Annotated in this window: 11 protein-coding genes; 4 read left to right on the forward strand and 7 right to left on the reverse strand. The window is 72.0% G+C overall.

What is annotated here, in order from left to right:
* Positions 1–25: 25 nt before the first annotated feature.
* The 4 genes from HZZ00_RS22790 to HZZ00_RS22805 all read left to right on the forward strand — a co-directional run bounded on the left by HZZ00_RS22790 (position 26) and on the right by HZZ00_RS22805 (position 5,049).
* Positions 26–1,447 (forward strand): glycosyltransferase, encoded by a 1,422-nt coding sequence (locus tag HZZ00_RS22790; RefSeq protein WP_180328186.1) that lies wholly within the window; start codon positions 26–28, stop codon positions 1,445–1,447.
* Complete coding sequence (locus HZZ00_RS22795; protein WP_180328187.1) at positions 1,432–2,076, forward strand: streptomycin biosynthesis protein StrG; 645 nt, start codon at positions 1,432–1,434, stop codon at positions 2,074–2,076. The genes HZZ00_RS22790 and HZZ00_RS22795 overlap by 16 nt, the downstream gene beginning before the upstream one ends.
* A 100-nt stretch (positions 2,077–2,176) precedes the next feature.
* Complete coding sequence (locus tag HZZ00_RS22800; RefSeq protein WP_180328188.1) at positions 2,177–3,748, forward strand: GMC oxidoreductase; 1,572 nt, start codon at positions 2,177–2,179, stop codon at positions 3,746–3,748.
* A gap of 92 nt (positions 3,749–3,840) precedes the next feature.
* Positions 3,841–5,049: an ROK family transcriptional regulator gene (locus HZZ00_RS22805; RefSeq protein WP_257585107.1), complete on the forward strand. Its 1,209-nt coding sequence runs from the start codon at positions 3,841–3,843 to the stop codon at positions 5,047–5,049.
* Between the two features lie 191 nt (positions 5,050–5,240).
* Here HZZ00_RS22805 and HZZ00_RS22810 read toward each other — a convergent pair whose 3' ends face one another.
* The 7 genes from HZZ00_RS22810 to HZZ00_RS22840 all read right to left on the reverse strand — a co-directional run bounded on the left by HZZ00_RS22810 (position 5,241) and on the right by HZZ00_RS22840 (position 13,756).
* Entirely contained in the window at positions 5,241–6,455 is a 1,215-nt protein-coding gene (locus tag HZZ00_RS22810) for an MFS transporter (protein WP_180328189.1), read from the reverse strand.
* 59 nt (positions 6,456–6,514) lie between these two features.
* Positions 6,515–7,624, reverse strand: a complete 1,110-nt coding sequence (locus HZZ00_RS22815; RefSeq protein WP_180328190.1) for a Gfo/Idh/MocA family protein — start codon at positions 7,622–7,624, stop codon at positions 6,515–6,517.
* Positions 7,625–7,702: 78 nt separating this feature from the next.
* Positions 7,703–8,899: a Gfo/Idh/MocA family protein gene (locus HZZ00_RS22820; protein WP_180328191.1), complete on the reverse strand. Its 1,197-nt coding sequence runs from the start codon at positions 8,897–8,899 to the stop codon at positions 7,703–7,705.
* 339 nt (positions 8,900–9,238) lie between these two features.
* Entirely contained in the window at positions 9,239–10,474 is a 1,236-nt protein-coding gene (locus tag HZZ00_RS22825; protein WP_180328192.1) for an ROK family transcriptional regulator, read from the reverse strand.
* Between the two features lie 37 nt (positions 10,475–10,511).
* Positions 10,512–11,792, reverse strand: coding sequence for a sugar ABC transporter permease (locus HZZ00_RS22830; protein ID WP_180328193.1), 1,281 nt, complete (start codon positions 11,790–11,792; stop codon positions 10,512–10,514).
* Entirely contained in the window at positions 11,789–12,565 is a 777-nt protein-coding gene (locus HZZ00_RS22835) for an ATP-binding cassette domain-containing protein (protein ID WP_180328194.1), read from the reverse strand. Before HZZ00_RS22835 ends, HZZ00_RS22830 begins: the two co-directional genes overlap by 4 nt.
* A gap of 96 nt (positions 12,566–12,661) precedes the next feature.
* Positions 12,662–13,756, reverse strand: coding sequence for a sugar ABC transporter substrate-binding protein (locus tag HZZ00_RS22840; protein WP_180328195.1), 1,095 nt, complete (start codon positions 13,754–13,756; stop codon positions 12,662–12,664).
* Positions 13,757–13,916 lie beyond the last annotated feature (160 nt).

The raw sequence follows: 13,916 nt of genomic DNA on the forward strand, positions 1-13,916 counted from the left end.
GACAGCAGCGAAAGGCGGCACTCTCATGGGACATGCCCTGGTCACCGGCTTCCACCGCTTCCACAGCTACGCCGGCCACCCCGGCAAGGACGGCGCGAACTTCGCCTACACGGAGATCGGCCGGCTGCTGGACGAAAGCACCGAGGTGCGGGCCAGACCCCACGACATGGTCGAACTCTTCCGCAGCGACGAGGCCGCGCGCGAGGCCCTGACGGGCTGCGACGTCGTCGTCGCGACGGTGGGGCCGCACGCCTACCTCTACTTCCATCTGCGCGAACGGCTCGGGCTCGACTTCAGGATCGTCCGGGACGCGCGCACCGCGCTGTGGAACGGCTACCTCCAGCAAGAGGTCCTCTCGGCGCCCTACGTACGTCCGGGCGACGTGCTCTACCACTCGTCGCGCTACTCGCTCGCGCTGTACAGCCTGCTGTTCCCCGGCCTCGCGGCCTCCACGCAGGCCGTCTGCTACCCCCTGACCCGCTGGTTCCCCGGGGAGCTGGCCGGGTCCTGGACCGGCTCGGGAGGCAAGGGCCCCACCCGTGTCGGCTTCGTCGGACGGCTCACCGACGACAAGAACCACGCGCAGGCGATCAGCCTCCAGCGCGAACTGCACCGGCGCGCCCCGGGCGCCTTCGAGCTGGTGGCGATCGGCGAGGGCCCACGGCGCGCGGGCCGGGCCCAGGCGGAACCCCCGGTCCCCGGCTACACATGGCTCCCGCCGGTGGACCGGGCCCGGCTGTGGCGGGAGTACCGGGAGATGGACGTGCTGTTCTTCCCCAGCACCTCCTCCCTGGAGACCTTCGGACGGGTGCTGGTGGAGGCCTCGTTCATCGGCACGCCGATCATGGCGTCCACCCACGCGGCCACCTCCGAGCTGCTGCCGGTCGAGTCGCTGCTGCCCACCGCCCTGCGCACGGACACCGAATTCACCACCCACCTCGCGGCACGCCTCGGTGACGTCGACGTCGCCCACGCGGCCGACCTGCTCGTCGCGAAGGCGGTACCGCCCGCCGGGCACGGTCACCGGTACTACGCCGACCACGACGACCTGCTGCTGTCGCTGATCCGTGGAGAGGCCAAGGAACGGTCGGCCTTCGACCTCGAACCGACCCCCGTCCAGCGGGCGTTCCTCGGGCGGCTCAGGATGCGCGGCCTGGACGTCCCCGACCGGGACGGCGCGGACCGGATGATCGGCGCGCTGCGCCGGTCCTTCACCGCACTGCACCAGCGGGGCACCCCCCGTCACCTGGCCACGCTCGCCCTCCTGCTGGCCCGCTCCGGCCATCGGCGCAAGACCGCCGAGTTCCTCCGCAAGAACGTCTTCCACGGCGAGGACTTCAGCAACATCGGCGGCGTCGACCTGCAACTGAGTCACCTCATCGGCTTCGAGCCCCGCTTCACGATCGCTCCCGTCGGTCCGGGGGAGGACGCATGCTCGGCAAACTGATCGTCCCGTACGACACCCGGCGGTTCGACTTCGCCGGCGCGACACGCGCGGCCACCGGTGTGCCGGACCTGGCCCGGTGGCACCGGCGGTACGCGCCCGAGGGCGAGGAGCAGCCGGGCTTCGGGGACCAGGCCTCCGCGATGCACCGCCGGCTCTACGACGTCGAGCCGTTCGCCGCGCTGTACCGGGAGTTCGTCCGGACGGTGATCACCGAACTGGTCGGCGAGGACGTCCGCTACCAGCACGTGCCCAACTGGCGCATCCAGTTGCCGGGCCGTCATGGCGTCGGCAGTTACCACCGCGACCGCAGCGGCGGCCACAATCCGTGCGAGATCACGTGCTGGTTGCCGCTCACGCGGACGACCCCCGAGAACAGCCTGTGGATCGAGTCGAGCGAGGGCGCCGAGGACTTCCGGCCGCACCCCATGCGCTACGGGCAGATGCTCGTGTTCGACAGCGCGAACCTCATGCACGGCAACCAGCGCAACGCCTCCGAGCGGACCCGGGTCAGCTTCGACTTCCGGGTGATCCCCGAATCCCTCTTCCACGAGGGGCTGGCGACGCCGCACCACACCGGCATCGGCGGCCCGATCCGCTGGCTGCGCTCACGCGAGGACGGCACGGCATGACCGCGCGTACCGGGGACCGCGTCCGCGGACGACGCGCGACCGCCACGGACCCGACCCACGCGGCGACGCGCTGCCCGACACCGACTGGAGCGGCACGACGGTGAACGACATCGAGACGGAACAGGCGGGCCCGGCGTACGACGCCATCGTGGTCGGCTCCGGGTTCGCGGGCTCCTGGGCCGCGAAGGAGCTGACCGAGGCCGGGTTCGACGCCCTGATGCTGGAGGCCGGTCCCGCGCGCGAGCCCGCCCAGGTACCGGACCGGGCCGCGTCGTACACCGCGCCCGCCCGCGAGGACGCCGGCGCCTGGCCGCGGCAGCCGGTCCAGCGCAGCCACTTCAACTTCGCGCCCCGGGGCCCGCACCTCTTCGTGGACGACCTGGAACACCCCTATGAGACCCCGCCCGGCCTGCCCTACACCTGGATCCGGGGCATGCAGGTCGGCGGCCGCTCGCTGATCTGGGGCGGATCGGCGCTGCGGCTGTCGCCGTTCGAGACGCAGGCGGCCGACCTGGACGGCCACTCGCTGCGCTGGCCGATCGGTCACCAGGATCTCGCCGACGCCTACGAGGCCGTCGAGGGACTCCTCGGTCTGCGGGGTACCGCCGAGGATCTCGCGCAGCTCCCCCATGGCCGCTTCCAAGGCGAGCCGCCCGCGCTCACACCCGCCGAGGCGGACTTCCGGCGGGCCTACCGGCGCCCGGGCACCCGCCCGGTCCCGGTGCGCTTCGTACCGGCCGACGCGGGTGCCGGCGGCTGGCCGGGGTTCACGGTGCAGGCCACCGCCCTCACCGCGGCCGAACGCACCGGGCGGCTGACGCTGCGACCGGACGCCCGCGTCACCTCGGTGACCACCGACCCGGTGAACGGCCGGGCGACCGGGGTCGATTACGTGGACGTCAAAACCGGGCGGCGGCACCACGCCCGGGCCCGCGTCGTCTTCCTGTGCGGCGGCACCATCGAGACCGCCCGGCTGATGCTGAACTCGCACGGTCCACGCCACCCGCGGGGTCTCGGCAACAGCAGCGGCTGGCTGGGCCGCGGCCTCATGGACCATCCGCTGGTGACGTCCTCGGGTGTCCTCCCCGGATACTCGCCCGGCTCCGTGCTGCCGGCGGCCGGACGCCAGTGCGGGCTGCTCGTACCCCCCGCCCAGCCGGGAAAGGGCGACGTCCGCCCCTTCGCCCTGTGGGTGACCCTGCAACGGGGCACCGGCGACGGCGCGGTGCGGGGCGGCATCGACGCACAGGGGGAGATGCTGCCGTACTGGCACAACCGGGTGAGGCTCGGTGACAAGCGCGACCGCTGGGGCGTCCCCGTCCCCGTCATCGACTGCGGCTACGGACCGCACGAGGAGCGGCTCTACGGCGCCATGCGGCAGGAGGTGGAACTGGCGGCCTCGATCGCCGGTCTCAAGGACCTTTCGGTCGCGCGGGCGCTCACCGCCCCCGGCCGCAACGTCCACGACCTCGGGACCGCCCGCATGGGCGACTCCCCGGCCGACTCGGTCCTGGACCGTGACAACCGCTGCTGGGACGCGCCGAACGTCTTCGTCGCCGACGGCGCCTGCTTCCCCTCCGGCGGCTGGCAGAACCCGACCCTCACCATCATGGCGCTGGCGGCCAGGGCGGGCCGGTGCGCGGCGAGACTGCTGCGGGACGGGGAGTGCTGAGCCCCGCCCGCCGGGAGCCGCGCCACCGTGGTCCGGGCGGCTTCGCAGCAGGCCGGCGCGGCCGGCGCGCACCCACCGACTAGCCTTGCCCCATGCCATCCGAAATCCGCGAGCCCATCCGCCATGCCTCGATGCGGGAGCGGAACCTGGCCGTACTGCTCGGGGTGATCGCCGAGCACCAGCCGGTCACCCGGGCCCGGCTCGCCGTGCTCACCGGCTTCACCAAGACGACCGTCTCGAACCTCATCGCGGTGCTCGCGGAGGCCGGTCTGGTGCACGACGGGGACATGCTGCACGAAGGGGACCGGGGCCGCCCGGGCATAGGCGTGTCGGTCAACGGCGCGGGCGCGGCGGGGCTCGGGCTCGAAGTGAACGTCGACTACCTGGCCGCGGCCGTGCTCGACCTGGGCCGGCGGGTGCGCTACCGGCTCCTGGTGGCGGCGGACAACCGCAACCGCAAGCCCGGCGAGATCGCCGCCGCGCTGGCCCGGCTAGCCCGGCAGGCGGTGGACTCCGCGAACGAGCAGGGCCTGCCGGTGATCGGGGCGAACGTCGCGCTGCCCGGCCTGGTGGACCGCGCCGGAATGCTCCGCGCCCCCAACTTCGCCTGGCGCGACGTGCCGGCGGCGGACTTCACCGACCTGGGCCTGTCCGGTCTGAAGCTGCCGACCGGGGCGGAGAACGAGGCGAACCTGGCGGCGCTCGGTGAACTGTGGTTCGGCGCTGGGCACGCCGCCCTGGGCGACTTCGTGCACGTGTCCGGGGAGATCGGCATCGGCGCGGGCGTGGTGCTCGACGGCCGGGTGTTCCAGGGTGCGCACGGCTACGCGGGGGAACTGGGCCATCTCCAGGTGGATCCGGCCGGCGAGCCGTGTGCCTGCGGCGCGCGCGGCTGTCTGGAGCGTGTCGCCGGGCGGGACGCGATTCTGCGGGCCGCCGGACTCGGGGACTCGGCGGCCGCCGTGGGCCCGTTGGAGCCGCTGTCGGCACTGACCACGCTGCTCGACGCCGGCGACCGGGACGCGACCGAGGCGGTGCGGCGGGCCGGCGACGCGCTGGGACGGGCGCTGACCGCCGTGGTCAAGGTGCTCGATCCGGACTCGATCGTGCTCGGCGGCATCTTCTCCGCGCTCGCCGCGTGGACGACCCCTTCGGTGGAGGCGGCGCTGCGCGCCGGCGGGCTCTACGGGCAGGTGCCGACCGTCGCGGTCTCCTCACTCGGCAAGAACGCGGCGGTACTCGGCGCCGCGGGCCAGGTCGTCGAGCACGTCTACGCCGATCCTGCCCTGCTGCTGCGCTGACCGCGCGCCCGGACCGCGAGCCCGCACGGAGCCGCCCCGGACCGGTGACGACGGCCGGCGCGGCGCGCCCTCGGCTCACGGCGTGGGCCATGCCGGTGCGCGGGCCCGCGTCGTGGCAGCCGCCGGACCGGTGCCGGCACCGCGGCCGCCGAGGTCCGCCGGCACCGGCCCGCCCAGTACGTGTCTCGGCCTCAGGGCGACTCGTCGGCCGACGTCCGCGCCGTGCCCCGTGTGCGTCCCCTCACCTGGTCCACGAGCAGGACCGCCACCGCCGCCGCGGCCAGCAGACCGCCCAGCAGCGCGGTGCCGCGGACGCCGACGTCCGACAGCACCAGTCCCCCGGAGGCCGCGCCCGCGGCCGTGCCCGCGTTGAACACGGCGTTTCCCCCGGCGGAGGCGATGTACAGGTCGCCGGGGGCGACGGACAGCAGTTCGTTCGTCAGCGTCGTGATCATCACGAGGACCGCGAGGCCCGAGGTGGCCATCAGCACGGCGACCAGGACCGGTGTCCTGCCCGCGAGGTACATGCCGATCAGCGACACGGACAGCAGGGCCACCGGTGCCGTCGTCGCCAGCCTCGGGTGCCGGTCCGCGAGGTTGCCCGCGACGGAGACCGAGGCGACACCGGCCGCGCCGCGCAGCAGCAGGAGCGGGGCGACCGCCGCCGTGGAGAAGCCCGTCACCTTCGTCAGGAACGGCACCGTGTAGGTGAACGCCATCGACAGGCCCGCGAGCGCCAGGACGATGGTCACGAGCAGCACGACGTAGCGCGAGGTGTCGGGAACCGCGGTGTCGTCGTCGCGCGTCCGGGAGACGGCCGTGGCCGGCAGGAAGACGGCCACGACGGCCAGCGCCACCAGCCCGATGCCGCTCAGGGCCAGGAACGCCACACGCCACCCCGCGTGCTGGCCGATCCAGCTTCCGGCCGGTACGCCCACGATCGTCGCCATTGAGGTGGCCCCGTAGACCATGGCGAGGATCCGGCCCCGCACCGCCGGGGAGAACAGCGCCGTGGCGGTGACCGTGACCACCGCCCAGAAGACGGCGTGCACCAGGGCCGTCACGGCGCGCGAGGCCAGCAGCAGGGCGTAGTCCGGCGCGGCCGCCGAGCCCAGCCCTGCCAGCACGAACAGCGTCATCAGCCCCAGCAGCAGCGGGCGGCGCGGAATCCGCCGGGTGAGGTAGGTCAGCGGCACGGTGAGCAGCATCACGGTGAGGGCGTAGCCCGTGACCAGTTGTCCCGCGACCGGCAGCGACACCCCGAGCCCGGACGAGATCTGCGGCAGCAGACCGGCGGGCAGGTGCTCCGTGGTCACGACGCAGAACGTCGCGGCCATCAGCGCGCACAGTGCCCACACCGCGGCCGGTTCGGCCTCCGCGTCCGGCCCGGCGAGCCATTTGCGCACCGTTCACCTCCACTTGCCGACGGGTGATGTCCTTGTCCGAGGTTCCGCTCGCCGGGTCCTCATCCCGGGCACAGGTCCTCGGGCCGCGCGCCGGCGGGCACCGGTTCGGGGCGGGTGAAGCCGCTGTCCACCCGACGGCTGCCGCCCGACTCCGCGGCGGCGAGCAGCGATTCCATGAGGTCGAGCACGTGGTAGGCCAGTTCGGCACTCGCCCGGTGCGGCGTGCCCGTGGCGATGGCGTGCGCCATGTCCGCGACGCCGATGCCACGGGCCACGCCGCGGTAGCCGCCGAGCACCGGCGCCGTCCGCCATTCCCGGTCCCCGGCGTGGCAGACGCGGACGTCGCCGGTGAAGCTGTTCGGATCGGGTACCGCCAGGGTGCCTTCGGTGCCGTACACCTCGATCCGGGGCAGCGTGCTCCGCCAGACGTCGAAGCTCAGCATGAGGGTGGAAAGCGCGCCGCCCTCGTGTTCCAGCACCCCGGTGACATGGGTGGCCACCTCCACGGGGAACGTCGTGCCCGCCCGGGGGCCGCTGCCGATCGTGCGGGTGCGGCGTGGGGCGCCGGACAGTCCGGTGACGCGGCGCACGGGTCCGAGCATCAGCACCAGCGCGGTCAGGTAGTACGGGCCCATGTCCAGCAGCGGCCCGCCGCCCGGCCGGTAGTAGAACTCCGGGTCGGGGTGCCAGAGTTCGTGCCCCGGCGTGGTCATGAAGGCGGTCGCCGCGACCGGGGTGCCGATCTCGCCCTTCTCCACGCACACCCGCGCGGTCTGGATGCCGGTGCCGAGGACCGTGTCCGGCGCGCAGCCGACCCGCACCCCCGCGGCGGAGGCCGCGGTGAGGATGGAGCGGGCCTCCCCGGTGGTCATGGCGAGCGGTTTCTCGCCGTACAGGTGCTTGCCCGCCTCGATCGCTGCCCGGGACACCTCCAGGTGTGCCGCGGGCGTCGTGAGGTCGAGGACGAGGTCCACCTCGTCCGAGGCGTACAGTTCCGGCAGGCTCGTCGCCCGCGTCCCCGGGAACCGCGCGACGGCGGCCCGCGCGCGTTCGGGGTCGCGCGTCGCCACCTGTACGGGACGCACGTTCGGCAGCGCGGACAGCGTCTCCAGGTATTCGCCGCTGATGTTACCGGCGCCCACCACGCCGATCCGCAACGGGTCAGCCATGTCGTCTCCTTCGCTGAAGGGTGTCTCCGGCGCCGCAGGGCGCCGCTGTGTCCCGGGGCCCGCCCGCGCGGTCCCGGTTCACCGGGCCGCCGTGCCGGCGCCCGCGGGCGCCACCGCGAGCTTTCTGTCGTCGCCGGCGCGGACCGGCACGTCCTCCATGACGCCTCGTCCCTCGGAGAGCCGGAGGCTGACGTCGAGCACGTGCAGGGAGAAGTCGGCGCTCAGGAAGGGCTGCTCCCCCTTGATGATTGCCATGGCCATGTCAGCCACCCCCGCGCCGACCGTGAGGTCGTGGGTGTCGTCGTAGCGGTGCCGGACGGGCGGAATCACGAAGGGCAGCTGCTCCGGTTCGCCGAGGTAGGCGTTGGTCTTGCCGCTCGTTGTGGCATTGCGCCGCAGCATGACCGGGGCCGAGGCCTGCCATACGTCGCCCACCGAGAGGGTCCCCTGGTCGCCGATGACGGTGAGGGACAGATCGGCCGGCGCGACCCAGCCGATGCTGAGTCTGCACACGGTGCCGTCGGCGAACTCCAGGAAGCCCAGGGAGATGTCGGGTGCCAGCTCGGTGTGCTCGGGCCACTGCCCGCCGAGCTGGAGCGAGGTGTGGGCCGCCATCCGCACCACCGGCCCGAACATGGCCACCAGCCAACTGAGTTGGTAGCCCGCGTGTTCCATGACGCAGCCGTTGGCGATCTCGTCCCGATAGGGCCAGGGCACACCCCGCCGGCTGCGCCACTGCGTGTACGGCATGAAGGCCAGGGCTCCCATGTCGAGCGAGGCGTGCACCAGGCGCGGCTTTCCGACCAGTCCGTCGCCGACGGCGCGCAGCAGCGTCTGCGCGGACTGGCTGAAGACGGTCGACGGGGCACTCGACAGCAGCAGCCCCCTCTCCCTCGCCAGTTCGACGAGTTCCGTCGCCTCCGGGAGCGTGGAGGCGAGCGGCTTCTCCGAGTAGACGTGCTTGCCGGCCAGCAGGGCCGCCTTGGTCACGGTGTAGTGCTGGGACACGGGGGTCAGGTTCACCACGAGGGAGACGTCCGGATCGTCCAGCACCTCCCGGAGGTCACCGAAGACGCGTCCGCCGTACTCGCCGGCGAACGAGGCGGCGCGTTCGCTTTCCACGTCGAAGGCGCCCTTGACCTCGATGTGGGGGTAATTGGGCAGGGTGGCGCCGTAGAAGTCCGCGGCGTATCCACAGCCGACGAAGACCACTCCGACCGTTTCACCGGCCGCCTTTGGACCACGCTCGACGTGCTCGTTCTTGGTGCTGGTCATGTCCCCTCCAGAGAAGTTCTCGCATGGGTGCCGGAAGACGACGGCGTGCCGTTCGCCGTCGGGGCACTGATCGGCTGTGTTTCGTCGAAGGAGAAGCGCCGATTTCCGCGTGTTCCCGATGTCACCGCGGGCGGCGAGGGCCGCTTGCCGACTGCCGGGACTCATAAACCCGGGAAAATGCACGGGAACCGCGATCACCGGGTTCCGAATTGTCGGGAACCCGCGGCGGATGAATGAGTGACTGGACATTAGCAGGGCGTCCCGGCCGTGATCCAGACCCGCGCACGGAATACGCGGTCCCTTTTCCTCGCGGTGAATTCCCGGCGGAGGAACCCGATGTCACCCGGGCAGCGGTGGGGCCAGTCGTTCCTCGGCGGCGTCGGCCAGGACGGCCAGGGGATCGGCCAGCAACGCGGAGAATCCCAGTTCGGCGGCGCCCACGAGAACGGTGTCCTCGCCGAGCCGGCTGACGCGCAGACAGAGCTTCTCGCGGGAGGCGGCGAGGGTGCTGATGTTGATACGGCTGCGGATCTGCGCGGCCGCGCCGAGGAACAGGTCGCGGAGCATGCCGCCGAAGATGACGACGCTGGGGTTGAAGAGGTTGACCAGATTGGCGACACCGACGCCGAGCCAGTCGCCGACCTGGTGCAGCGCGGCCCGCGCCACCACGTCTCCCCGGTCGGCGGCGGAGACGACCGCCCGCACCACTTCCTGACCGGTCTCCTGCGGGTCGCGGCCGGCGGCGGCGAGCAGAGCACGTTCGCCGGCCTCGGCTTCGAGACAGCCGCGGGCGCCGCAGCCGCAGGGGCTGCCGTCGCGCGGATTGACGATCATGTGACCGACCTCGCCGCCGTACCCGTCCGTGCCGCGCAGCAGCCGGCCGCCGGTGACCAGGCCGCCGCCGATACCGATGTCCCCGTGCAGATAGACGATGTTGTCGCTGCCGACCCCGGCGCCCCGCAGATGTTCGGCGAGAGCACCGAGGTTCGCCTCGTTGTCCACCTCGACGGGGACGCCGAGGTCGAGCCGGCGGGCGACTTCGGTGCGGAAGTCCTGATCGGTCCAGCCCATGTTGGGGGCGCGCCGCACCAGGCCGTCGGGGTGCCGGACGATGCCCCGCACGGCCACCCCGACGCCCACGCAGCGGCTGCCGGGCTCCGCGATCGCCAGCATCTGCCGGGCGAACCCGGCGAGTGCGTCGGCGACCTTCGCGGGGTCGTTCGGTTCGTCCAGCGGCCAGGAGCGTTCGCGCCGGTCGAGGAAGACACCGCCGAGTCCGATGCGCGCGGCCGCGAGACGGTCCACCCCGACGTCGTACGCGAGCACGTACACACGGGCCGACGCCGGCCGTACGACCAGCGAGGGCCGGCCCGCCCGGCCGGTGTCGCGCGGGAGTTCCTCCAGGACGAGCCCGGCCGTGGTCAGATCGGTGACCAGTCCCAGGATGGTGCTGCGGTTGAGCCCCATGCGGTCGGCGAGGACGGCCCGGGAGACGGGTCCGCCGATGTGGACGTGATGCAGCAGGGTACTGAGGTTGTGCCGTCGGATCTCCTCCTGGGAATGGCCGACTTTCATGGCACGGGGACCTCGTTGTGACGGGAGCGCGGGGCATTCATCGCTGTACGGCTCGGTGCCGGGACAGCGCGTCCACACCCGCGGCCACCAGCAGCACCGAACCCGTGACAGCGTACTTGACCCCCGAGCTGTACCCCATGAGACCCATCCCGTTCTGGATCACGGCCACCAGCATCCCGCCCAGCACGGCGTCGACGACCCGGCCCCGCCCGCCGAAGAGACTGGTGCCGCCGATGACGGCGGCCCCGACGGCGAGCAGCAGGACGTTGCTGCCCCCGGTGTTGGGGTCCACGGAGTTGCCCCGGGAGGCCGCGATGATGCCGCCGACCGCCGCCATGGCCGAGCAGATGACGAAGGCGGCGATGCGGATGAACGCCACGTTGATGCCGGCCCGCCGGGCCGCCTCGGCGTTGCCGCCGACGGAGTAGATGTGCAGACCGAACGGCGTGCGCTGGAGGACGAACGTGCCCAGCACGAGCAGGACGCCGATGAGCGGCACCACGATGGGCACGCCCTTCAGCGAGACCACCATCGCGTTGCGGCTGCGTTCCTGGTTGAGCACGTACACGGCCAGGGCGCCGAGCACCGTCGGCAGGCCGAGGCGGACGGCGGCCAGCACCGGCGGGGTGGTCGCCAGTCCCCGGCGGCGGCGGTTGTGGTCACGGCGCAGCAGGATCGCCGCGTACACCGCGACACCGCACACCAGCAGCAGCCATCCGGCCAGGGGCGAGAGGTTGTTGTTGGCGATGGCGAGCAGGGTCTTGTCCTCGATGGAGATGTTCGTGCCCTCCTTCAGCAGGATCAGCACGATGCCCTGGAAGCCCAGGAACGCGGCCAGCGTGACCACGAACGAGGGGATGCCCACCTTCGCGACCAGCGTGCCCAGGAGCAGGCCGATGACGACGCCGGTCAGCATGGCGGCGGCGACGGCGCCGTACCACGGCCATCCGTGGTTGGTGAGGAGGATGGCCAGCACCGCGGCGCAGACACCGCTGGCGTATCCGGCGGACAGGTCGATCTCCCCGAGGAGGAGGACGAAGACCAGCCCCATGGCGATCGCGATGCTGCCCGCCCCCTGGGTCAGCAGGTTGGCGAAGTTGAGGTCGGAGAAGAAGACGGGGCTCAGGATTCCGAAGAAGACGCAGAGCGCCACCAGGCCGAGGACCGCGGGCAGGGCCCCGAGTTCGCCGCCGCGCAGCCGGTCGCGGTAGCCGGTGACCAGCGCGCGCAGACCGGGGACGGTGGCGTCGGACGGTGCGCCGGAGGCGCCGGGGTCCTCCGGCCGTTCGGGCTTCTCGGGGGCGACGGCGGTGGTCATGCGGCTGCTCCATTGGTGTCGGTGAGGCCCAGGTTTCCGCTGCGGCCCGAGGTGATCAGTTCGACGAGCTGGGCGTGTGTCACGTCCGAGGTCCTGACCTGGGCGGCCGTCCGGCCCAGGTAGAGGGCGGCGATCTGGTCGGACACCGCGAAGACGTCGTTCATGTTGTGCGAGATGAGCACCACCGCCAGGCCGTTGTCGGCCAGCCGCCGCACCAGTTCCAGGACCTGGGCGGTCTGGGCGACGCCCAGGGCGGCGGTCGGCTCGTCGAGGATGACGAGCTTGCTGTTCCACAGCACCGCCTTGGCGATGGCGACGGTCTGGCGCTGACCGCCGGAGAGGCTGGAGACCCGCTGCCGCAGGGACTTCACGGTCTTGACCGAGAGTCCGGCGAGGGTCTTGGCGGCCAGTTCCTCCATGGTCGCGTCGTCGAGGAGCAGGCCCCTGCGCTTCTCCCGGCCGAGGAACATGTTCTGGACGATGTCCAGGTTGTCGCACAGGGCGAGGTCCTGGTACACGATCTCCACGCCGAGCGCGGCGGCGTCCCGGGGGCTGTGCATCTGCACCTGCTCGCCGTCGAACCAGTACTCGCCGGCGTCGATGGAGTGGATCCCCCCGATGCATTTGACCAGGGTGGACTTGCCGGCGCCGTTGTCGCCCACGAGGGCGGTCACTTCGCCGGGGCAGGCGCTGAAGGCCACGTCGTGCAGCACCTGCACCGGGCCGAAACTCTTGTTGACGCCGCGCAGTCGGAGGATGGGGGTCGCTGTCATGGAGGACGGCTCCTGAAGTCGTGGGGCCGCGGGTTCCGGCAGGCGGTCAGGGCGCCTTGGAACCCGCGGTCGGCCTGTGGGCCCGGCTGGAGTGGGTTACTGGATGCCGGCCTTGGCGCACAGGGCGGCGTACCGGCCGGTGCACAGCTGGGCCTTGGTCACGTATCCGTCGTTCACGACGTCCTTGACGTTGTCCTTGTAGACGGCGACCGGAGTGAGCAGCACGGAGGGCACCGCACGGCCGCCCTGGGGGTCCTTGACGCTCCCGTTGGTCTGCCCCTTCTTGCCCTTGGCCAGGGCGACGGCGAGCCGGGCGGTCGCGTCGGCCTCCTTCTTGACCGCCTTGTAGACGGTCATGCACTGGTCGCCGGCCAGGATGTTCTGCAGGCCCTGCACGGTGGCGTCCTGCCCGGTCACCGGCACCTGGCCGTTGCGGTGGTTCTTGCGCAGCACCGCGATGGCCGCGTTGCCGAGGCCGTCGTTGGCGGCCAGCACGCCGCCGATCCGGGGCTCGCTGGTGAGCATCTGCTCGAAGATGGTCCCGGCCTGGGCGTTGTCCCAGTCGGGCACGGACTGGTTGGGGCCCTTGACGTACTCGCCGGAGCTGTACTTGGGATCGAGAACGCTGTTGTAACCCTGGGCGAAGAGCGTGGCGTTGTTGTCGGTGGGCGAGCCGTTCAGCTCGGCGACGACCGGCTTCTTCGCCTTCATGTCCGACAGGCACTTGCTCAGGCCCTCGCCCTGCAGCTTGCCGACCACCGTGTTGTCGAAGCTCACGTAGTACTGGGCGGAGCCGCCGAGCGTCAGCCGGTCGTAGTCGATGGTGGCCACACCCTGGGCCTTGGCCTTGTCCAGGACGGCCTTGCCGGTGCCGCTGTCGAGGTTGACGATCACCAGGACGTTCACCCCGCTGCTGATCATCTGGTCCGCGATCGTCTGGAACGCCTGCTTGTCGCCCTGGGCGTTCTGGATGTCGTAGTCGACGCCCGCCGCCTTGAACGCCTTGGCGAGGTAGGGGCGGTCGGCCGTCTCCCAGCGGGCGGACGACTTGCTGTCCGGGAGGATCACGCCGATCTTCGGCTTCTTGCCGCCGGAGCCCGACGAGTCGCCGCCCGACGAGGAGTTCCCGCAGGCGGTGAGGGTCGTCAGCAGCGCCACGGAGGCTGTGGTGAGGAGGAGCCCCTTGCGCATGGGCAGGGTCCTTTCTGGGGCGTGGCCGGGTGTGCATCCGCCCACGGATGTGCACGAAGGGGTGTGGGGCACGGAAGCGCACGCTTGACCGGCTTCGGTGGGTATCGACGTCCACCGCGCTGAATGTTGTCGGCCAGAACATACGGCCCCCGCCGCCGTC

Source organism: Streptomyces sp. NEAU-sy36, from assembly GCF_013423905.1.
Classification (GTDB): Bacteria; Actinomycetota; Actinomycetes; order Streptomycetales; family Streptomycetaceae; genus Streptomyces; species Streptomyces misionensis.